Origin of the sequence: Pseudomonas sp. Ant30-3 (assembly GCF_000690905.1) — a bacterium.
Taxonomy (GTDB): Bacteria; Pseudomonadota; Gammaproteobacteria; order Pseudomonadales; family Pseudomonadaceae; genus Aquipseudomonas.
Map to the genome: position 1 here is coordinate 1 of NZ_JMCL01000012.1, position 20,609 is coordinate 20,609.

Genomic DNA, 20,609 nt, shown 5'->3' on the forward strand with positions numbered 1-20,609 from the left:
CTGCCTGACCCTTGACCACAAGAGCTTCGCGGTTTTATGCCCGCTCGCCCTGGTCGGCTTCGCCTTGTATCCGGTTCTTGTACATCGGCTCGCGGTTTCGATTCACGCTTCCTCCCCACACTCGGTCGCCCTCATGCAGTTGCGCTTCACTTCGTTCGCTGTGGTCAGCTTACGGCGGGACTTTCACCCACAAGATTGCGCCCATGCTGGGCGCACATAAAAAAAGGCCACCCGGAGGCAGCCTTTAAAAACTAGAGAGGTTTTTACTTACACGGCCGCAACTGGACGCATGTAAGAGATCGGTGCAGCGCTGGCGTCTTCGAAAGTCACGACTTCCCAAGCATCTGTCTGCTCAATCAACTTGCGCAGCAGCTGGTTGTTCAATGCATGTCCGGACTTGAAGCCCTTGAACTCACCAATCAGGCTATTGCCCAGCAGGTAGAGGTCACCAATTGCATCGAGGATCTTGTGCTTCACGAATTCGTCTTCATAGCGAAGACCGTCTTCGTTCAGTACGCCATCCGCGTCGACCACAATAGCGTTTTCAACGCTGCCGCCGAGTGCGAGGTTGTGCTTGCGCAGGTACTCGATGTCACTCATGAAACCAAAGGTACGGGCGCGGCTGACTTCTTTCACGAACGAAGTACTGGAAAAATCCACGCTTGCACTTTGTGTGCGGTCACGGAAAACCGGGTGATCGAAATCGATCTCGAAACTCACCTTGAAACCTTCGAAAGGGACGAAAGTGGCGCGCTTGTCGCCGTCTTCCACTGTCACTTCACGCAGGATGCGGATGAATTTCTTGGCGGCGTCCTGTTCTTCCAGGCCGGCCGACTGAATCAGAAATACGAAGGGTCCAGCGCTACCATCCATGATCGGGACTTCGGACGCGGAGAGCTCGACGTAGGCGTTATCGATGCCCAGGCCAGCCATGGCCGAGAGCAAGTGCTCCACCGTATCCACCTTGGTGTCACCACTGACCAATGTGGTCGACATCGTGGTTTCACCAACGTTTTCCGCGCGGGCAGGGATCTGCACCACAGGGTCGAGGTCGGCACGACAAAACACGATGCCGGTGTCGACAGGCGCTGGCTTGAGGGTCAGGTAGACCTTCTCCCCGGAGTGCAGGCCTACACCTGTGGCACGGATAATATTTTTCAGTGTGCGTTGTTTAATCATGGCTTGGGCCGCTTCAGCGCAAATTGCGAACTGGTATCAACAAAGGCTGGCGATGATAGCAGACCACGCCTTTGCTGAACACCAATCACCTTCATAGCCCTGATACATTCCATCAATCAGCCTGACGACGCAGGAATGCCGGGATGTCCAGGTAGTCCAGGTCATCTTGCGGATTCATCTTCGCGGCAGTCGCAGCACCGGCCTGAGCCTGGTTGCGCATGACGGTCGGACGGTCCAGATCACGGTAGTTCACTGGCGATTGCTCTTGACGGGCAGGCGCCTGCTGTTGCGGTTGCGATGGCATGGACGTGTGAACGGTATTGTCGATGACCTTCACAGGCTTCTCGATTTTCGCGCCCAGACCGGTGGCAACGACAGTGACGTGCAGCTCGTCGCGCATGTCCGGATCGATAACGGTACCGACCTTGACCATCGCGTGCTCGGAAGCAAAAGCTTCGATGATGCTACCCACGTCGGAGTACTCACCCAGGGACAGGTCAGGACCGGCGGTGATGTTCACCAGGATGCCGCGTGCACCTTGCAGGTTCACGTCTTCCAGCAACGGGTTGCGAATGGCCGCTTCGGTGGCCTCACGTGCACGGTTCGGACCGCTGGCGCAGCCAGTGCCCATCATCGCCATGCCCATTTCGCTCATCACGGTGCGAACGTCAGCGAAGTCGACGTTGATCATGCCCGGACGTTTGATGATGTCGGAGATACCGCGAACGGCACCGGCCAGAACATCGTCAGCCTTGGCGAAAGCCGACAGCAGGCTGGCATCCTTACCGAGGATGGTCAGCAGCTTCTCGTTGGGAATGGTGATCAACGAGTCGACGCTTTCAGACAGCAGACGAATACCTTCGTCGGCGATCTGCATGCGCTTGCGACCTTCGAACGGGAACGGACGAGTCACCACCGCAACGGTGAGGATCCCCATTTCCTTGGCCACTTCGGCAATGATCGGCGCAGCACCAGTACCGGTACCACCGCCCATGCCGGTTGTAATGAACACCATATTGGTGCCCTGCAGGACTTCGGCAATGCGCTCACGATCTTCGAGAGCGGCCTGACGACCTACTTCAGGGTTGGCGCCAGCGCCCAGACCTTTGGTCACGCCGGTACCCAGTTGCAGGATGGTCCGCGCGCCGATGCTCTTCAACGCTTGGGCATCAGTGTTGGCGCAGATGAATTCAACGCCTTCAATGTTGCTCTTGACCATGTGATTGACAGCGTTGCCGCCGCCTCCGCCAACACCGATAACTTTAATGACCGGGCTTGCGGGGATGTTGTCTACGAGTTCGAACATTTTCCCTCTCCTTTACGTTCTCTAGTTTTTTCGCCTACTGCGTTTGTTGCGGTCTTGCGGTGTTGCATAAATCTTTAGAAGTTGCCTTGTACCCAGCTCTTGATGCGATCGAGCAAGGCGGGTTTCGGTTCTTCGTTGCTGTAGCTGTCGCGGCTGCCGATGCCCGAGAACGAAATCCCGTCGGACTGCTTTTGCAGGCCGTACATCAACAAGCCAACGCCGGTGGAATAGATCGGGTTGCGCACTACGTCATCCAGGCCCTTCACGCCATGCGGCACGCCCAGGCGTACCGGCATGTGAAAGATCTCTTCGGCCAGTTCAGTGGCGCCTTCCATTTTCGAAGTACCGCCAGTCAGCACGATGCCGGCCGGGATCAGGTCTTCGTAACCGCTGCGACGCAGCTCGGCCTGAATCAGTGTGAACAGCTCGTCATAGCGCGGCTCGACCACTTCGGCCAAGGCCTGACGGGACAGCTCGCGGGGCGGACGGTCGCCAACGCTTGGCACCTTGATGGTTTCACCGGCGCCGGCCAGCTTGGCCAGGGCGCAGGCATAGCGAATCTTGATTTCTTCGGCGTACTGGGTCGGGGTGCGCAACGCCATGGCGATGTCGTTGGTCACCTGATCGCCCGCAATCGGGATCACGGCGGTGTGACGAATCGCACCCTCGGTAAAGATTGCGATGTCGGTGGTGCCGCCGCCGATGTCCACCAGGCACACGCCCAGCTCCTTCTCGTCGTCGGTCAGTACCGAATACGCGGAAGCCAGCTGCTCGAGAATGATGTCGTCGATTTCCAGACCGCAGCGGCGCACGCATTTTTCAATGTTCTGCGCAGCGTTGACGGCGCAGGTGACCACGTGAACCTTGGCTTCCAGACGAACGCCGGACATGCCCAGAGGCTCGCGAACGCCTTCCTGGTTATCGATCACATAATCCTGCGGCAGGGTGTGCAGCACGCGCTGGTCGGCCGGGATCGCCACAGCTTGGGCGGCATCGAGCACACGCTCAAGGTCGGCAGAACTGACTTCGCGATCACGAATCGCGACGATGCCGTGGGAGTTCAGGCTGCGGATGTGATTGCCCGCCACGCCAACGAACGCCGAGTGAATCCGGCAACCAGCCATCAGCTGCGCTTCTTCGATCGCGCGCTGGATCGACTGCACGGTGGACTCGATGTTCACCACTACGCCCTTCTTCAGGCCACGGGACGGATGGGTACCGATCCCGACGATTTCCAGCGTGCCGTCGTCCGAAACCTCGCCTACCAGCGCCACCACCTTGGAGGTGCCGATATCGAGACCGACGATCATTTTGCCGCTTTGCACGTTTGCCATGGGTCCTGCCTCTTCTTAATTCTTCGCGACAGCGGGTTGGTCTGTCGTGGGCGCTGCAGGTTCCCGCCAGCCAACAGCGAGGCCGTTGGCGTAGCGCAGATCGATGCGCGCAATGTTCGTAATCTGTTCTTTAAGCGTCTTGTCGTAGATGGCGATGAAACGGCGCATCTTTTCCACCAGCTTGCCGCGTCCCAGCAGCAGTTCGATCCCCGGGCCCGAACTGCCGGCACCGGTGGTCAAAAACCAGCTGCCTCGCTCACGCAACTCCAGACGCGCAATCGAGAAGCCTAACGGCCTGAGCATCTGGCTCAGTACCTGGTATTGCTGCATCACTTGCTGCTGGGCCCGTTGGGGGCCGAACAGTTGTGGCAGGTGTTCGTAATTCGCCAGCTCACGCGGAGTAAACGCCTGACCCTGGTTGTTGAGCAGCGACTCATCGCCCCAACGCGCCACCGGCAGCTGTTCCTCAAGGCGGATCACTACTTGATCCGGCCACACCCGGCGCACTTCGGCGTGGGCGATCCATGGCATCTGTTCCAGCTCGGTGCGCATGCCCGCCAGGTCGATGGTGAAGAAGCTCGACGCCACAAACGGTGCGATCCGCTGCTGCACCGCTTGCTGGCTGATGTAACTCAAGTCGCCCTGCACCGCGACTTTGGAGATCGGCCGATCGGCATACGGCAACAAACGCTGCGCACCTTCGTAAGTACCAAACCCCAGCGCGACCAACAGCACCGGCCAGAACAAGGCTTTGAGAAAACCAAAATTGGCTTTCGGCAGGCGCGCGGACATCGGCTCTTTCGCCACCATTCGGCTGGCACCCCGAGGCACCGGCTTGCGGCCGGGTACTGGAGGGGGCTGATGTCGCAGCTGAGCGCCTTGCATGTCTTACCCTCGCGCCTCGCTGTTGCCAGCAAAACCGGCGGCCAGAATGGCCAGAACCAGTTGCTGGAAATCCAGACCGGCGGCACGGGCCGCCATCGGCACCAGGCTGTGATCGGTCATGCCCGGTGCGGTGTTGACTTCGAGGAACCAGAACTGCCCATCGGCGTCCTGCATGACGTCTGCCCTGCCCCAACCGGCGATACCCAGCGCCCCACAGGCTTTCGCCGTGAGGTCCATCAGTTCCTGTTCTTTGTCGCTGTCGAGCCCGCACGGGATCCGGTACTGCGTATCGGAAGCCACGTACTTGGCGTCGTAGTCGTAGAAAGTGTGGGGCGTACCCAGGGCAATCGGAGGCAACACCTGGTCACGCAGGGTGGCGATGGTGAACTCCGGACCTTGAATCCATTGCTCGACCAACACTTGCGAATCGTAGGTACTGGCCGCTTTCCACGCCTCGATCAGTTCGGACGTGGACGTCACTTTGGCCATACCGATACTTGAACCTTCATGGGCGGGTTTGACGATCATCGGGAAGCCCAGTTCCGTCGCTGCCGAAATACAATCCGCCTCGCTGGTCAATACCGCGTGACGTGGCGTCGGAATGCCGAGGCTGTGCCAGACCTGTTTGGTCCGCAGCTTGTCCATCGCCAGCGCTGACGCCAGGATGCCGCTGCCGGTGTACGGAATGCCGACGCATTCGAGCAAGCCCTGAATGCTGCCGTCTTCGCCACCACGACCGTGCAAAATGATGAAGGCGCGATCGATTTTTTCCGCAAGCAAACGCTGCAGCAGGTCATCGCCCACGTCCAGGCCGAACGCATCCACGCCCGCGCCCTGCAGCGCCTGGAGCACCGCGTTACCGGACTTCAGCGACACTTCGCGTTCAGCACTCTTGCCGCCGAACAGCACGGCGACGCGGCCGAAATCTTTCGGTGCAATCGTGGAGAACAGGTTGGCGTAAGCAGCAGTCATTTCAACTTCCCCCCGGTTGGCGCGGCAACAGCGCCGGCAAACAACGGACTTTTCAACAGTTTTGGTGCGAGCCCACCGATATCGCCGGCGCCCTGACACAGCAGGATGTCGCCGGCACGCAGCAGCGGCTTGACCAGCGGCGCGAGGTCGACACCGCGCTCGATGTAAATCGGGTCGAGCTGACCGCGCTGACGAATGCTGTTGCACAGTTTGCGGCTGTCGGCACCCGGGATCGGCTCTTCGCCGGCCGGGTAGACTTCCATCAGCAACAGTACGTTGGCATCAGCCAGTACATTGACGAAATCGTCGTACAGATCGCGGGTGCGGCTGTAACGGTGCGGCTGGTAAACCATCACCAGCCGGCGATCCGGCCAACCACCGCGTACGGCCTGAATCACTGCGGCGACCTCGGTCGGGTGATGACCGTAGTCATCGACCAACATGACGTTGCCACCTTCGACCGGCAGTTCGCCGTACACCTGGAAGCGACGACCGACACCCTGGAATCCGGACAGGCCCTGAACGATGGCTTCATCGCTGACGCCCTCGTCGGTGGCGATGCAGATGGTCGCGAGCGCATTCAATACGTTGTGATTGCCCGGCATGTTCACCGAAACATCCAGCGGTTCGCGATCAGGGCGCAGCACGGTAAAGAAAGTCTGCATGCCTTGCTGACGCACATTGATTGCGCGCACGTCGCAGTCATCGCCGAAGCCGTAAGTCACGGCCGGCCGTTTGACCAGCGGGAGGATTTCGCGAACGACCGGGTCGTCCAGGCACACCACTGCCAAACCGTAGAACGGCAGGTTGTGGAGGAACTCGACGAAGGTTTTCTTCAGCTTGTTGAAGTCACCGTCGTAGGTCGCCATGTGATCGGCGTCGATGTTCGTGACCACGGCTACCAAAGGTTGCAGGTGCAGGAAACTGGCATCGCTTTCGTCGGCTTCAGCAATCAGGTACCGGCTGGTGCCGAGCTGGGCATTGGTGCCCGCTGCGTTCAAGCGGCCACCGATCACGAACGTCGGGTCCAGGCCACCGGCCGCGAACACCGAAGCGATCAGGCTGGTGGTGGTGGTTTTGCCGTGCGTACCGGCAACGGCGATGCCGTGGCGATAGCGCATCAGTTCGGCCAGCATCTCGGCGCGAGGCACCACCGGAATACGGCGTTCCAGCGCAGTGGCGACTTCCGGGTTGGAGGTGTTGACGGCACTCGACGTGACCAGCACATCGGCGGTCGCGGCGTTCTCGGCTCGGTGACCGATATAAATGGTGGCGCCGAACGATTCAAGACGCTCGGTGACTGGGGAAGCCTTGAGGTCGGAACCGGACACTTCGTAGCCCAGGTTCAACAACACTTCGGCGATCCCGCACATGCCCACGCCGCCGATGCCGACGAAGTGAATGCGACGGATGCGGCGCATTTCCGGTTGAGGAATGGCTTTCTGATTCTCAACCATGGGCCACCTCCAGGCAGGTATCGACCACGTTACGGGTGGCATCGGGTTTGGCCAGGCGGCGGGCCGCGTTCGCCATGTCGGTGAGTCGTTGTGGTTGCATCAGGACCTCTGTCAGGCGTGCGGCAAGATCCGCTGCGCCAGTCGTTCTTTGTGGCATCAGGAAGGCTGCGCCTTCACGGGCCAAATAATCGGCGTTGCGGGTCTGGTGATCGTCGATCGCGTGGGGCAAAGGCACCAGCATCGAGGGCAGACCGGCGGCGGCCAGTTCACTGATGGTCAGTGCGCCGGCACGGCACACCACCAGGTCGGCCCAGCCATAAGCGTGGGCCATGTCTTTGATGAAAGGCTGCACTTGCGCCTCGACGCCAGCCGCGCGATAGCGCTCTGCAGTCACTTCATCGTGGTTTCTGCCGGCCTGATGGAACACTTCCGGGCGCAGGTCGAAGGCGACATGCGACAGGGCTTCAGGCAGCAATTTGTTCAACGGTTCTGCGCCCAGGCTTCCGCCAAGGATCAGCAAACGCGCCTTGCGACCGGCCAGGGCTGGTCGCAGTGTTCCGAGGAACAGCTCGGTGCGCACCGGATTGCCGGTGGTTCGACGGCTGTTCGACAGGGTAAAGGTGTCGGGGAACGCTTCACAGACCCGGGCGGCCAACGGCACCAGCAACCGATTGGCGGTACCGGCCACGGCGTTCTGTTCGTGCACGATCACCGGCACACCGGCCAGTCTGGCTGCAACGCCGCCAGGACCGGTCACATAACCGCCAAAACCGACTACGCACACCGGCCGCAGCCGACGAATGATCGCCCGCGCCTGCCAGACCGACTTGAGCAACATCAGCGGCGCCTTGAGCAGGGACAATTTGCCCTTGCCACGCAAGCCGCTGGCGTTGATCCGGTGCAGCTCAATGCCAGCCGCCGGAACCAGGTCGTTCTCGATGCCGCGCGGCGTACCGAGCCAGTGCACGGTGTAACCGCGCGACTGGAACTCGTGGGCACAGGCCAGCGCCGGGAACACGTGGCCACCGGTGCCGCCCGCCATGATCAGCACGTTAGCGCCCATGGGTCGGCTCCTCGGCAAAGTCACTCTCCTGAAACTCCATCTCTTCACTGCCCAAATGGGTTCGACTCTCCCATTCGATGCGCAGTAACAAGCCAAGACAGGCACAGCAGATCACCAGCGAACTACCGCCATAACTGAGGAACGGCAGCGTCAGGCCTTTGGTTGGCAGCAGGCCGACGTTCACACCGATGTTGATCAGGAACTGGCCGATCCACAGGAACGACAAGCCATAGGCGATGTAGGCCGCGAAAAACTGCTTGGCCTTCTCCGCCCAATAGCCGATGTACATGCCGCGAATACAGACGAAAGTGAACAACGCGACCGTCAACAGCGAACCCAATGCACCCAACTCTTCAGCCAGTACCGAGAACACGAAGTCGGTGTGCGCTTCCGGCAGATAGAACTGCTTCTGCACGCTGTTGCCCAGGCCGACGCCCAACCATTCACCGCGGCCGAAGGCGATCAATGCTTGAGACAACTGATAGCCGGCACCGAACTGATCGGCCCACGGGTCGGCGAAGTTGGTCAGACGCGCCATCCGATACGGTTGCATCTGAATCAGCAAGACCACCGCACCCACCGCCAGCACGACCATCAGCAGGAAGCGGAACAGCCCGACCCCACCGAGGAACAGCATCGCCGCAGCGGCGCCCATCATGACCACGGTGGCCCCGAAGTCCGGTTCCATCAGCAGCAGGCCTGCCATCGGCAGTAGCACGATGAACGGCTTGAAGAAACCCATCCAGCTTTCGCGCACTTCTTTCTGACGACGCACCAGGTAGCCGGCGAGGTAGATCACCACGAACACTTTGGCGATCTCGGAAGGCTGCACGTTGAAGAAGCTGAAGCCGATCCAGCGCATCGAACCGTTCACTTCCCGCCCGATGCCCGGGATGATCACCATCACCAGCAAACCGAACGCACCGATCAGCATCAGCCAGCCGAGGCGGTGCCAGGTGGCGATCGGGATCATCATGGTGACGATGCAGGCGCCCAGGCCCAGCACCACGTAAATCAAGTGGCGGATCATGTAATAAAGCGCACTGCCCGACTGCACGGCGGCCACTTCGGTCGACGCCGAGGCAATCATGACCAGGCCAAGACCCAGCAGCGCGAGGCAGCCAGCGAGCATCGGGAAATCGAGGTCGATACCGCGCCCGGTGATCAGCGGCGAAGGATACGGTTTGATGATGTTGGCCAGGCTCATGCCAAGTCCTCCACGACGCGGACAAATTGATGTCCGCGATCTTCGTAGTTCTTGAACATGTCGAAACTGGCGCAAGCCGGCGACAACAGCACCACGTCGCCCGGTTGCGCAGCGGCGCGGCATTGCTCCACGGCTTCGAGCAGCGAAGCGACGCGGATCAGCGGCACGGCGTCGCCGAGGGCCTGACCAATCTGGTCGGAGTCGCGTCCCATCAGGATCACGGCGCGGCAGTTGGCCGCCACCGGTTCACGCAGATCATTGAATTCAGCGCCCTTGCCGTCGCCACCGGCGATCAACACGACCTTGCCTTCGATATCTGCACCCAGGCCTTCGATGGCGGCCAATGCGGCGCCGACGTTGGTGGCCTTGGAATCGTTGTAATAATTGACGCCATCCAGATCACGGACCCACTGGCAGCGATGTTCAAGCCCGGCAAACGTGCGCAGGCTGGTGAGCATGGCGTCGAATGGCAGCCCGACCGCATGGCCCAGCGCCAAGGCCGCCAGAGCATTGGACTGGTTATGCGCGCCACGGATTTTCAGTTCACGGACCGGCATCAGGTTCTGGAATTCGAAGGCGAGGTATTTCTCGCCATTCTCGTCACGGATACCAAACGCCTTGAAATCCGGTTGGCTCAGACCGAAGGTCCAGCACGGCTGGCCCTCGCCCATCAATGGACGCGTCAGCGCATCCTGACGGTTGACCACAAACTGCCTGGCACCACGGAAAATCCGGTGCTTGGCCAGATGATAGGCCGGCAGGCCGCTGTAGCGGTCCATGTGGTCTTCGCTGATGTTGAGCACAGTGGCGACTTCGGCGCCAAGGTGTTCAGTGGTTTCCAGCTGGAAGCTCGACAACTCCATCACGTACAGCTCGACGTCGTCGCTGAGCAGATCCAGCGCCGGCACACCGAGATTGCCGCCGACAGCAACACGCTTGCCAGCCGCGGCAGCCATCTCGCCGACCATTGTGGTGACCGTACTTTTCGCGTTGGAACCGCTGATCGCAACAATCGGTGCTTTCGCGTTACGCGCAAACAACTCGATGTCGCCGGACAATTTCACACCACGGGCGGCAGCAGCCTGCAGGGCCGGAGTCGCCAGCGCCAGGCCGGGGCTCACGTAGAGTTCGTCGGCACGGCACAGAAACTCGACATCCAGCTCGCCACAACGCACTTCCACGTGCGGATAGTCACGCTTGAGCGTGGCCAGTTCCGGTGGATTTTCCCGCGTATCGGCGACGGCAAACGACGTGCCCCGGTTCGCCAGGAAGCGAACCAGGGACATGCCGCTCTTGCCGAGGCCGACAATGATGCGGAAGTGGTCAGAAGCGATCAGAGACACTCGTTCTACCTCAGCTTCAGGGTGGCAAGGCCAACCAGTACGAGAATGACGGTGATGATCCAGAAACGGACGATCACACGCGGCTCGGGCCAGCCCTTGAGTTCAAAATGGTGATGAATCGGTGCCATGCGGAACACGCGGCGACCGGTCAGCTTGAAGGAAGCAACCTGAATGACGACTGACAGGGTTTCCATTACGAACACGCCGCCCATGATGAACAGGACGATTTCCTGGCGAACGATGACCGCGATCGTGCCCAAGGCCGCGCCCAGCGCCAGTGCGCCGACATCGCCCATGAAGACTTGCGCCGGGTAAGTGTTGAACCAGAGAAAGCCCAGGCCTGCGCCGATTAGCGCACCGCAGAAAACGATCAACTCGCCCGCGCCCGGGACATACGGGATCAGCAGGTATTCGGCGAATTTCACGTTACCGGACAGATAGCAGAAAATCCCCAGACCGCCGCCCACCATCACGGTCGGCATGATCGCCAGGCCGTCGAGGCCGTCAGTCAGGTTGACTGCGTTGCTCGAGCCGACAATCACGAAGTAGGTCAGCACCACAAAACCGACGCCCAGCGGAATGCTGTAGTCCTTGAGCATCGGCAGGATCAGGGTGGTTTCCACCGCCGAAGGAGCCGTCATATAAAGGAAGATCGCGGCGCCCAAACCGAACACCGATTGCCAGAAATACTTCCAGCGGCTCGGGAGGCCGCGGGAGTTCTTCTCGATCACCTTGCGATAGTCATCGACCCAGCCGATGGCGCCAAACAGCAAAGTCACCAGCAACACGGTCCAGACGTAACGGTTGCTCAGGTCGGCCCAAAGCAAGGTGCTGACGCCGATGGACGACAGGATCAGCGCGCCGCCCATGGTCGGCGTGCCCGATTTGGACAGGTGCGATTGCGGACCATCGTTGCGAACGGACTGGCCGATCTGACGGTTCTGCAGGGTGCGGATCATCCACGGGCCGTAGCACAGCGACAAGACCAGCGCGGTCAGCACACCGAGAATCCCGCGCAGGGTCAGGTACTGAAAGACCGCGAAGCCTTTGTGGAACTGTTGCAGATACTCCGCTAGCAGCAGCAGCATTAATGTTTCTCCAGACTGGACCCGCACAAAGCGGCGACGACGTTTTCCATCGCAGCGCTGCGCGAGCCCTTGATCAAAATGGTGGTATTGGTGTCTTGCTCGGCTTTCAGGGCTTTGATCAGTTCAGCCTGCGTGGCGAAGTGACGAGCCTGTTCACCAAAAGCGTTCACGGCGTGGACCATCATGGGTCCGACGGCATACAGCGCGGATACCTTGCCGTGGGCGTATTCGCCCACGTCGCGGTGGCCCTGCTCAGCCCAGTCGCCCAATTCGCCGATATCCCCGAGCACCAGGACGGTGCGGCCGGAAAAGCCGGCGAGTATATCAACGGCGGCGCACATGGACGTCGGGTTGGCGTTGTAAGTGTCATCGATCACGCGCATGCCATTGCTGGCCAGCTGCGCGACGGTGCGGCCCTTGACCGGTTGCACCGCGCCGAGTCCGGTGGCGATGCCGAACAGCGACACGCCCAAGGCATGCGCGGCAGCGGCTGCGGCCAAGGCGTTGGCAACGTTATGGGTGCCGAGCAGGTTGAGTTGAACGCGCTCCACACCTTCAGGACTGTGCAGATTGAATGCCGGGCAGCCGCGAGCGTCGCGGTCCAGGTCACTGGCGTAAAAGTCGGCGCTGACATTGCTCAGGGCAAATGTCAGCACTTGGCGACCGGCTGCGCGGGTCTTCCAGATGTCGAATGCCTTGTCGTCCAGATTGAGCACGGCGACGCCATCGGCCGCCAGTCCTTCAATGATCTCGCCTTTGGCTTCAACGATTTTGTCCGGGCCGCCGAATTCGCCGACATGGGCAGTCCCGGCATTGTTAAGCACGGCCACGTGCGGTTTGGTCATGGCCACGGTGTAGGCGATTTCGCCGAGGCGCGATGCACCGAGCTCGATCACGGCGGCAGTGTGTTCCGGCGCCAGTTCGAGCAAGGTGAGCGGTACGCCGAGGTCGTTGTTCAGGTTGCCACGGGTGGCCAGCACCGGGCCACGCGTGCGCAGAATGCTCGCGAGCATTTCCTTGACCGTAGTCTTGCCGCTGGAACCAGTGATTGCCGCAACCGGGCTGGTGAAGGCCGAGCGGTTCATCGCACCCAACTGGCCCAGAGCCATACGGGTATCCTTGACCAATAGTTGCGGCAGCGTGCTGTCGGCGACTTCACGCTCGACCAGCGCTGCGACCGCGCCTTTGCTCGCCACGTCGTTCAGATAGTCATGACCATCGAAGCGCGGGCCGGTCAGTGCAATAAACAGTTGGCCGGCAACGATCGCGCGGCTGTCGATGCTGACGCCATTGAACGTGGCGTCATCGGCAACCAGGCGAGCATTCAATGCGCCGGTCAATTCGCTCAGCTGCAAAGCCTTAAGCATGAGCCACCTCCCATGCGGTCAAGGCTCGATCGGCCTCGACCAGATCGGAAAAGGCCTGACGCTGGCCATTGATTTCCTGGTAGTCCTCATGGCCTTTGCCGGCCAGCACGATCACGTCGTCCGCCGACGCGCTGGCAATCAGCTTGGCAATCGCCGCCCCACGGCCAGCGACGAAATCGACTTTATCCACAGCGTTGAAACCGGCGCGGATGTCGTCAAAGATCGCGGCCGGGTCTTCCGTGCGCGGGTTGTCATCGGTCACCAATACACCGTCGGCCAGACGCTCGACCACTTCAGCCATCAGCGGTCGCTTGCCGCGATCGCGATCGCCGCCGCAACCGAACAGGCACAGTAACCGGCCCTTGGCGTGAGGGCGCAGAGCCATCAATACTTTTTCCAGCGCATCCGGGGTGTGGGCGTAATCGACCACCACCAAAGGCTGAGTGCCGCCGCCGAGACGCTGCATGCGACCGGCCGGGCCTTCGAGTTTTGGCAGCACTTTGAGAATTTCGTCCAGCGCGTAATCCAGACCGAGCAAGGCGCCAATCGCCGCCAGCACGTTGCTCAGGTTGAAACGACCGAGCAAGGTGCTGCGCAAATGATGCTGGCCTTGAGGGGTCACCAACGTGGCGCGCACGCCTTCGTCATCGAACTGTGCGTCGCGGCAATACAGATAAGCGCTGCTGTCTTCGAGGCTGTACGTGATCAGGCGCGATTCGCGCTTGTCGGCGGCCAACTGCCGGCCGAACGCGTCGTCGAGATTGACCACGCGGCATTTCAAATCATTCCAGGCAAACAGCTTGGCCTTGGCTTCGCCATAAGCCGCCATGGTCCCGTGATAGTCCAGATGATCACGGGACAGGTTGGTCATTACGGCCACATCGAACGCCAGCGCAGTGACGCGACCTTGATCCAGACCATGGGAGGACACTTCCATCGCCACGGCTTTGGCGCCGGCCTTTTTCAGGTCGGCAAGGGTCGCTTGCACGGCGATCGGGTTAGGCGTGGTGTGCAGGCCGCTTTCCAGTGCGCCGTAGAAACCGGTGCCCAGCGTGCCGACAATGCCGCAATGCTGGCCAAGCAAATCCAGTGCTTGCGCAACCAGCTGCGTAACGCTGGTTTTGCCGTTGGTGCCGGTCACACCGACCAGATTCAGATGGCGGCTCGGATCACCATAGAAACGCCCAGCGATGTCGGACAGCTGCGCGGCCAGGCCTTTCACCGGAATCAACGGCACATCGGTGATCGGCAGCACGGTCGCGCCTTCGACTTCATAAGCCACGGCGGCAGCCCCGCGCTGCAAGGCATCGACGATATGCGCACGACCATCGAACTTGCCGCCAGGGACGGCAAGAAACAGGTCACCGGCGCGCACGTTGCGACTGTCCAGGGTCAGCTCGCGGATCAACAGATCGCGACCGGCGTGGGCGAAAATCTTGTTCAGACTCAGAGACATCAGCCGCGCCCTCCATTGGCTTTCAGTGGAACGACCGGTGCTGCATTGGCCTGTTGCACAGGCGGCAGGTTGTCCGGCGTGATGTTCATCAGACGCAAGGTCCCGGACATCACTTTGCTAAATACCGGTGCGGACACCAGACCACCGTAGTAACCGGCCTTGGTCGGCTCATCGATCACCACTACGATGGCGTAGCGCGGATCGCTCATCGGGCCGAACCCGGCGAACAGCGAACGGTAGGAATTCTCGGCGTAGCCTTTAGTGCCAACCGACGTCTTGCGCGCAGTACCCGATTTTCCGCCGACGTGATAAGCCGGCACCTGTGCACGGAACACACCGCGCGGCGCTTCGATCACTTGTTGCAGCATGGTCTGCATGGTTTTGGCCACGGCTTCAGGCAGCACTTCAGTGGATTGCGGAATCTTGTCGGTTTTGATCAATGTCAACGGTGCGAGGCGACCGTTGTTGGCCAGCGCCGAAAATGCATGCACCAACTGAATCGCGGTCACGGAAATCCCGTAGCCGTAAGACAGCGTGGCCGTTTCAGCCTTGCGCCACTCGCGGTAATTCGGCAGGTTGCCGACGCGTTCACCAGGGAAACCGAGACCGGTGTCCTGGCCGAGGCCGACTTTTTGCGCGAGACGGAAAATGGTTTCCCCGCCGATATCGAACGCGACCTTACTCATGCCGACGTTACTGGAATTGATCAGAATGCCGGTCAGGTCAAGCACCGGCCCTTCACTTTTCGACACGTCCTTGATGGTGTATTTGCCAATCTGCAAAGTACCCGGGTAAACGTCGACAGTGTCCGTAGGTTTCCAGCGGCCGGTTTCGATCGCGGCGCTCATGGAGATCGCTTTCATGGTCGAGCCCGGCTCGAACACGTCGATCATCGCGCGGTTACGCATCATCGCCGGCTGCAGGTTGCGACGGTTATTCGGGTTGTAGGTCGGCTGGTTGACCATGGCGAGAATCTCGCCAGTCTTGACGTCCATGATCACCAGGCTGCCAGCCTTGGCACCGTTCTCGATGATCGCGTTACGCAGTTCGCGGTTCGCCAGGTATTGCAGGCGCAGGTCAATCGACAACGCCAAGGGCTTACCGGCCTTGGCGTTTTTGGTGACCTGCACATCTTTAATGAGCCGACCGCGCCGATCCTTGATGACCTGGCGTTTGCCGGGCACGCCGGCGAGCCATTCGTCATAGGCCAACTCAACGCCTTCGCGACCGTGATCGTCGATGTCGGTAAATCCGACCATGTGCGCGGTCACTTCACCCGCTGGGTAAAAACGCCGAAATTCTTCAATGCCGTAAACGCCAGGCACTTTCAGATCAAGCACCGCCTGGCCCTGCTCGGGGGTAAGCCCGCGTACCAGATAAATGAATTCTTTGTTGGCCTGCGCCAGAAGGCGCTCGGACAGGGCTTTTGGGTCCTGCCCCAATGCCGCCGCGAGGGCTGGCCATTTTTCTTTGGCCTGCTGCATCTCCTTGGCGTTGGCCCACAGGGTGGTGACCGGAGTACTCACGGCCAACGGCTCGCCATTACGGTCGGTGATCAGACCACGGTGAGCCGGAATCGGAATATGACGCACGCTGCGCGCATCGCCCTGGCCTTTGAGGAAGGCGCGGTCGACCACTTGCAAGTCGATGATGCGCCAGCAGATCGCCGCGACCATCACGCCGAGCAAACCCACCACCAGGCGAAACCGCCATGGGAACAGTGCGCCTCCGAGTTTCATCATGGCGCCACCATCTGCACTTCAGCGGCGCCGGGAATGCGCATATTCAATTGCTCGGTGGCCAGTACTTCGATGCGGCTGTGCGCGGTCCAGGTGCTCTGTTCGAGAATCAACCGGCCCCACTCCGCCTGCGCTTTGTCGCGCACGCTCAATTCGCTGTATAGCGAGTTCAACAGCTGACGATTCCAGTGCGCGCTATACGCCACGCCGATCGCCGAAACGAGCACGCCGACGAACAACAGCAGCATGAAAAAGCTTCCGCCTGGGAGTGGCTTGGCGAACAACTTGCTCACCGCAACTTCTCCGCGACGCGCATGACGGCGCTACGGGAACGTGGGTTGGCTTTGAGTTCGGCCTCGGAGGCGGACTGCGCTTTGCCATGGACTTTGATTTTCGGCTCAAAGGCGACGTGACGAACCGGCAGATTGCGCGGCAGGTTGTCGGCTTCACCTTTCACCAGTTTGCGCATGAACAATTTGACGATGCGGTCTTCCAGCGAGTGGAAGCTGATGACCACCAGACGGCCGCCGATTTCCAGGCAGTCCATTGCAGCTTCGAGGCCTGCTTCCAGATCGCCGAGCTCATTGTTGACGTGGATGCGCAGACCCTGGAACGCGCGGGTGGCCGGGTTCTTGCCCTTTTCCCACGCAGGGTTGGCAACTTTGAGCACTTCGGCGAGGTCGCCGGTGCGCTCAAAAGGCTTGATGTCGCGACGTTCGGCAACGGCACGGGCCATGCGCCCGGAGAAACGTTCTTCGCCGTATTCCTTGAACACCCGGGCGATTTCTTCCACCGGTGCGGTGTTGACGAACTCGGCAGCGCTGATGCCACGGGACGGGTCCATGCGCATATCCAGCGGGCCGTCGTTGAGAAAACTGAAGCCGCGCTCAGGGTCATCGAGCTGCGGCGACGACACGCCGAGATCCAGCAAAATACCGCTGACCTTTCCGGCAAGACCGCGCTCGGCCACTTCCGAACCCAGCTCGGCAAAGCTGCGCTGCACAACGACAAAGCGGCCGTCTTCGGCCGCTAGCGTCTGCCCGGTGGCAATCGCCTGAGGATCCTTGTCGAATCCAAGCAACCGACCATCGGGACCGAGCTGGCTGAGTATCAGCCGGCTGTGTCCGCCGCGCCCGAACGTGCCGTCCAGATAGCAGCCATCAGGACGTACGGCGAGAGCCTCGACGGCTTCGTCAAGCAGTACGGTGATGTGGTTAAAGCCGCTATCAATAGTCACAGGATCAAATCACGCAGTTCATCAGGCATGGCGCCTGGTTGTTGTATGGCAGCCAGGTCAGCGGCAGAAACCGCATCCCAGGCATCTTCGTCCCACAATTGGAACTTGTTCAGTTGGCCTACCAGCATCGCGCGCTTATCCAGCTTGGCGTATTCGCGCAAACGCGGTGGAACCAGAAAACGACCACTGCCATCGAGCTCGAGGTCGACGGCATTACCAATCAATAAACGTTGCAGGCGACGGTTCTCTTCGCGAAGCGAAGGCAGTGCGCGCAGTTTGGTTTCGATAATTTCCCACTCATCGAGGGGGTAAACGCACAAACATGGATCAACGGCATCGATCGTCACGATCAGCTGACCGGAACTACGCGAAACGAGCTCGTCACGGTACCGGCTCGGCATAGCGAGACGGCCCTTTGCATCGAGACTGATTGCGTTGGCTCCGCGAAACACGTCAGCGTTTCTCCAAATATTAGCGTTTTACGTTCAAAAAACCCACTTCATGCCACTTTCCGCCACTTGCGCACACTATAGGAATGCGGCTACCGCACCGTCAAGGCGCGGATAGAAGGAAAAGCCTTATAGAACTGAGATTTAGCAGCGTATTAGGAGAGGTAACGACATTCTGACGGGCAAATCGGAGCAATAACTTGAGTCAGCACGGGAAGCTGCACTCAGAAGTTAAAGTAGTTTGTTAAGTGTAAGATTTTTTCGGTATTACAAAGGCGCTTCTGCTAGTGATTCAGCAGGGAGGGGATTAGCCACTACGCACATCGCTGCAACTGATTGAAGCAGAGAAGAAAAAAGGTGGAGAGTCGATCTGTAAGCCGGGTTCTGTCTTGAACAGTCATTCGTCTACGATGGCCATCACTGGACATCTTTAGCAACCTACCCGGTCCCAGCGCGGGCCACGCCTTGGGACCCTATTTGGTCTTGCTCCAAGTGGGGTTTACCTAGCCACGAACTGTTGCCAGACGTGCGGTGCGCTCTTACCGCACCTTTTCACCCTTACCGGCGCCGAAGCGCTTAGGCGGTTATTTTCTGTGGCACTTTCCGTAGGCTCACGCCTCCCAGGCATTACCTGGCACTTCGCCCTATGGAGCCCGGACTTTCCTCCCCCCCCTAATTTTCATAGAAGGCAGCGACTGTCCGATCGACTCTCCGCCGCGAAGGTTAACGGCAGAGCGGCTGAAGAACAAGCGCTAAACGCCTTGGGACATGGCGGCACGTCGGGATTTTACTCGCCCTTCTGTTTATCCAGCGCGACCTGATAGAGAACATTCTTACGCTCACCGGTAATTTGTGCCGCCAGTGCAGCCGCGCGTTTGAGTGGCATTTCCTCAAGCAGAAGATCAAGGATGCGCATGGCTTCGCTACTGACAGCGTCTTCAGTTTCCGGCTGCGACCAGCCCGCCACCAGCACTACGCACTCGCCGCGCTGCTGATTGCTGTCCGACTCGACGAACTCGCGTAATTGCGTCAGAGGCAAGCCTTTAAGCGTTTCAAAGGTTTTGGTCAGTTCGCGTGCCAGCAATGCCGGGCGCTCCGGACCAAACACCAACTCCATGTCTTGCAGGCACTCGAGGATACGGTGCGGCGCTTCGTAGAAAATAAGCGTGCGCGGCTCCTCCTTGACCAGCTCAAGGCGCGCGCGGCGACCCACTGCCTTGGCCGGCAAAAAGCCTTCGAAGATGAATCGGTCCGACGGCAGACCGGCGGCAGACAACGCCGCAATCAATGCACAGGCGCCCGGCACCGGAACGACGTTGATGCCCGCCGCGCGTGCCTGGCGCACCAGGTGATAGCCCGGATCGGAAATCAGTGGCGTGCCGGCGTCCGAGATCAACGCCACATCGTCGCCTGCCAGCAAGCGCGTGATGAAGCGACTGCCTTCGTCTCGCTCATTGTGCTCATGACAGGCTGCCAGCGGCGTCGGAATACCAAAATGTTGCATCAGGCGCTGAGAGTGACGGGTGTCTTCGGCAGCGATCAACGCCACGTCGCGCAGGATTTTCAGCGCACGGGCACTGATGTCGTCCAGGTTGCCAATGGGCGTCGCCACCACATAAAGCGAGCCAGCAGCGGAATTCAAAGCACCTGGAGCAGTCAAAGCGCACACCTCATGATCGGTAAAAGCCGACATTGTAGCGCGTCGCGACTATTGCGATACCTGCAAGCAAGCCTCGTCTTTGCAGCCTTTTATGCGGCGCTGCAACATTTGCACGAGCTAAATTGCTCGATTCACGCCACTAACATCGCGCCCCGGCCAGTGCTTGGGTACACTTCCACGCTAATTTGATCGAGTATCGGGAACACTACATGATCGCTTGCCTGCGGCTGTTCACTGCCCTCTGCCTCGCTGCGTTGCTGGCGGCCTGCGCCAGCTCGCCCTCCTCCAGCCTTGGCGAACTTCCACGGACCCCGGATGCCAGCATCGAGCAACTGCTCGATCAGGCGGCTAAGGCCAAGACGCCAGAGCAGGCTGCTCTGTTGCGTCTGAGCGCTGCCGACCTGGCCTTCCGCCAGGGCGACGCCGGCCAGTCGGCACAAATCCTCCAGCAGGTGCCCGTCGACCAGCTCAAACCCGGCCCGCAGGTTTTCGCCAGTACGCTGGCGGCGGAACTGGCAATGGCGCGCAATCAGCCGAAAGCGGCGCTGACTGCACTGACCCATCCGAGCCTGCAGCACTTATCGGAATTGTCAGCCGAGCAGCAGGTTCGCACCGGCACCGTCCGCGCCCGCGCACTCGAAGCCGACGGCCAGACACTGGCTGCCGCGAAGGAGCGCATCTTCATCGCACCGATGCTGGAAGGCGAAGCCGCCGGCAAAAACCACGAGGCGATCTGGACCTTGATCGCTTCGCTGCCGGCCGACCAGTTGCAGCCGACCACTGCCGATGACCTTGGCGGCTGGATGAGCCTGGCACTGGCGGTGAAAACCGCCGGCACACTGGAGCAGCAGCAAGCAGCGATTGACG

General features: G+C 60.3%; 19 protein-coding genes and 1 other RNA gene. 2 read left to right on the forward strand and 18 right to left on the reverse strand.

Annotated features, from left to right (window positions below; genetic code table 11):
• Window positions 1-220 (forward strand): hypothetical protein (locus DU29_RS1000000133120; protein WP_033050258.1); only part of this gene is annotated, 220 nt, incomplete at its 5' end.
• 47 nt (window positions 221-267) lie between these two features.
• Here DU29_RS1000000133120 and lpxC read toward each other — a convergent pair.
• The 18 genes from lpxC to rsmI all read right to left on the reverse strand — a co-directional run bounded on the left by lpxC (window position 268) and on the right by rsmI (window position 19,775).
• A complete protein-coding gene (gene lpxC / locus DU29_RS0102965; protein WP_028620362.1) occupies window positions 268-1,179 on the reverse strand; it encodes a UDP-3-O-acyl-N-acetylglucosamine deacetylase in 912 nt (303 codons plus the stop codon).
• 112 nt (window positions 1,180-1,291) lie between these two features.
• The gene (gene ftsZ, locus DU29_RS0102970) at window positions 1,292-2,485 is read right to left on the reverse strand and encodes a cell division protein FtsZ (RefSeq protein ID WP_028620363.1); all 1,194 of its coding nucleotides are present in this window, start codon (window positions 2,483-2,485) and stop codon (window positions 1,292-1,294) included.
• Window positions 2,486-2,559: 74 nt separating this feature from the next.
• Entirely contained in the window at window positions 2,560-3,819 is a 1,260-nt protein-coding gene (gene ftsA, locus DU29_RS0102975; protein ID WP_028620364.1) for a cell division protein FtsA, read from the reverse strand.
• Window positions 3,820-3,834: 15 nt separating this feature from the next.
• On the reverse strand, window positions 3,835-4,704 hold the full coding sequence (locus tag DU29_RS0102980; RefSeq protein WP_028620365.1) for a cell division protein FtsQ/DivIB: 870 nt from the start codon (window positions 4,702-4,704) through the stop codon (window positions 3,835-3,837).
• Between the two features lie 3 nt (window positions 4,705-4,707).
• Window positions 4,708-5,676 carry a D-alanine--D-alanine ligase gene (locus DU29_RS0102985; protein WP_028620366.1) on the reverse strand — a complete coding sequence of 323 codons (969 nt, stop codon included), beginning with the start codon at window positions 5,674-5,676 and terminating at the stop codon, window positions 4,708-4,710.
• Window positions 5,673-7,133, reverse strand: a complete 1,461-nt coding sequence (gene murC, locus DU29_RS0102990) for a UDP-N-acetylmuramate--L-alanine ligase (protein WP_028620367.1) — start codon at window positions 7,131-7,133, stop codon at window positions 5,673-5,675. The genes DU29_RS0102985 and murC overlap by 4 nt, the downstream gene beginning before the upstream one ends.
• Window positions 7,126-8,196 (reverse strand): undecaprenyldiphospho-muramoylpentapeptide beta-N-acetylglucosaminyltransferase, encoded by a 1,071-nt coding sequence (murG, locus tag DU29_RS0102995; RefSeq protein ID WP_028620368.1) that lies wholly within the window; start codon window positions 8,194-8,196, stop codon window positions 7,126-7,128. Before murG ends, murC begins: the two co-directional genes overlap by 8 nt.
• Complete coding sequence (gene ftsW, locus DU29_RS0103000; RefSeq protein ID WP_028620369.1) at window positions 8,186-9,403, reverse strand: putative lipid II flippase FtsW; 1,218 nt, start codon at window positions 9,401-9,403, stop codon at window positions 8,186-8,188. The genes murG and ftsW overlap by 11 nt, the downstream gene beginning before the upstream one ends.
• On the reverse strand, window positions 9,400-10,746 hold the full coding sequence (gene murD, locus DU29_RS0103005; RefSeq protein ID WP_028620370.1) for a UDP-N-acetylmuramoyl-L-alanine--D-glutamate ligase: 1,347 nt from the start codon (window positions 10,744-10,746) through the stop codon (window positions 9,400-9,402). Before murD ends, ftsW begins: the two co-directional genes overlap by 4 nt.
• A gap of 5 nt (window positions 10,747-10,751) precedes the next feature.
• The gene (mraY, locus tag DU29_RS0103010) at window positions 10,752-11,834 is read right to left on the reverse strand and encodes a phospho-N-acetylmuramoyl-pentapeptide-transferase (RefSeq protein WP_028620371.1); all 1,083 of its coding nucleotides are present in this window, start codon (window positions 11,832-11,834) and stop codon (window positions 10,752-10,754) included.
• Window positions 11,834-13,201, reverse strand: a complete 1,368-nt coding sequence (locus tag DU29_RS0103015; protein WP_028620372.1) for a UDP-N-acetylmuramoyl-tripeptide--D-alanyl-D-alanine ligase — start codon at window positions 13,199-13,201, stop codon at window positions 11,834-11,836. The genes mraY and DU29_RS0103015 overlap by 1 nt, the downstream gene beginning before the upstream one ends.
• Window positions 13,194-14,657, reverse strand: a complete 1,464-nt coding sequence (locus DU29_RS0103020; RefSeq protein ID WP_028620373.1) for a UDP-N-acetylmuramoyl-L-alanyl-D-glutamate--2,6-diaminopimelate ligase — start codon at window positions 14,655-14,657, stop codon at window positions 13,194-13,196. The genes DU29_RS0103015 and DU29_RS0103020 overlap by 8 nt, the downstream gene beginning before the upstream one ends.
• Window positions 14,657-16,396 carry a peptidoglycan D,D-transpeptidase FtsI family protein gene (locus tag DU29_RS0103025; RefSeq protein WP_177326936.1) on the reverse strand — a complete coding sequence of 580 codons (1,740 nt, stop codon included), beginning with the start codon at window positions 16,394-16,396 and terminating at the stop codon, window positions 14,657-14,659. Before DU29_RS0103025 ends, DU29_RS0103020 begins: the two co-directional genes overlap by 1 nt.
• The gene (ftsL, locus tag DU29_RS0103030; protein WP_028620375.1) at window positions 16,396-16,689 is read right to left on the reverse strand and encodes a cell division protein FtsL; all 294 of its coding nucleotides are present in this window, start codon (window positions 16,687-16,689) and stop codon (window positions 16,396-16,398) included. The genes DU29_RS0103025 and ftsL overlap by 1 nt, the downstream gene beginning before the upstream one ends.
• Window positions 16,686-17,633 (reverse strand): 16S rRNA (cytosine(1402)-N(4))-methyltransferase RsmH, encoded by a 948-nt coding sequence (rsmH, locus tag DU29_RS0103035; RefSeq protein ID WP_028620376.1) that lies wholly within the window; start codon window positions 17,631-17,633, stop codon window positions 16,686-16,688. The genes ftsL and rsmH overlap by 4 nt, the downstream gene beginning before the upstream one ends.
• Entirely contained in the window at window positions 17,630-18,085 is a 456-nt protein-coding gene (gene mraZ, locus DU29_RS0103040; RefSeq protein ID WP_008147486.1) for a division/cell wall cluster transcriptional repressor MraZ, read from the reverse strand. Before mraZ ends, rsmH begins: the two co-directional genes overlap by 4 nt.
• Before the next feature lie 354 nt (window positions 18,086-18,439).
• Window positions 18,440-18,793: RNase P RNA component class A (gene rnpB, locus DU29_RS1000000130870), an RNA gene on the reverse strand.
• 76 nt (window positions 18,794-18,869) lie between these two features.
• Window positions 18,870-19,775 carry a 16S rRNA (cytidine(1402)-2'-O)-methyltransferase gene (gene rsmI / locus DU29_RS0103045; protein WP_161781270.1) on the reverse strand — a complete coding sequence of 302 codons (906 nt, stop codon included), beginning with the start codon at window positions 19,773-19,775 and terminating at the stop codon, window positions 18,870-18,872.
• Window positions 19,776-19,951: 176 nt separating this feature from the next.
• Here rsmI and DU29_RS0103050 point away from each other — a divergent pair.
• A partial coding sequence (locus tag DU29_RS0103050) for a penicillin-binding protein activator (protein ID WP_028620378.1) occupies window positions 19,952-20,609 on the forward strand: 658 nt, incomplete at its 3' end.

What these genes read in the sequence shown, in the direction of transcription:
- DU29_RS0103025 (WP_177326936.1), bottom strand. Translation starts at nt 16,396, where the DNA reads ATGAAACTCGGAGGCGCACTGTTCCCATGGCGGTTTCGCCTGGTGGTG.
- DU29_RS0102980 (WP_028620365.1), bottom strand. Translation starts at nt 4,704, where the DNA reads ATGCAAGGCGCTCAGCTGCGACATCAGCCCCCTCCAGTACCCGGCCGC.
- murG (WP_028620368.1), bottom strand. Translation starts at nt 8,196, where the DNA reads ATGGGCGCTAACGTGCTGATCATGGCGGGCGGCACCGGTGGCCACGTG.
- ftsA (WP_028620364.1), bottom strand. Translation starts at nt 3,819, where the DNA reads ATGGCAAACGTGCAAAGCGGCAAAATGATCGTCGGTCTCGATATCGGC.
- mraY (WP_028620371.1), bottom strand. Translation starts at nt 11,834, where the DNA reads ATGCTGCTGCTGCTAGCGGAGTATCTGCAACAGTTCCACAAAGGCTTC.
- ftsW (WP_028620369.1), bottom strand. Translation starts at nt 9,403, where the DNA reads ATGAGCCTGGCCAACATCATCAAACCGTATCCTTCGCCGCTGATCACC.
- DU29_RS0103020 (WP_028620373.1), bottom strand. Translation starts at nt 14,657, where the DNA reads ATGTCTCTGAGTCTGAACAAGATTTTCGCCCACGCCGGTCGCGATCTG.
- rsmI (WP_161781270.1), bottom strand. Translation starts at nt 19,775, where the DNA reads ATGTCGGCTTTTACCGATCATGAGGTGTGCGCTTTGACTGCTCCAGGT.
- ftsZ (WP_028620363.1), bottom strand. Translation starts at nt 2,485, where the DNA reads ATGTTCGAACTCGTAGACAACATCCCCGCAAGCCCGGTCATTAAAGTT.
- DU29_RS0103015 (WP_028620372.1), bottom strand. Translation starts at nt 13,201, where the DNA reads ATGCTTAAGGCTTTGCAGCTGAGCGAATTGACCGGCGCATTGAATGCT.
- murC (WP_028620367.1), bottom strand. Translation starts at nt 7,133, where the DNA reads ATGGTTGAGAATCAGAAAGCCATTCCTCAACCGGAAATGCGCCGCATC.
- lpxC (WP_028620362.1), bottom strand. Translation starts at nt 1,179, where the DNA reads ATGATTAAACAACGCACACTGAAAAATATTATCCGTGCCACAGGTGTA.
- DU29_RS0102985 (WP_028620366.1), bottom strand. Translation starts at nt 5,676, where the DNA reads ATGACTGCTGCTTACGCCAACCTGTTCTCCACGATTGCACCGAAAGAT.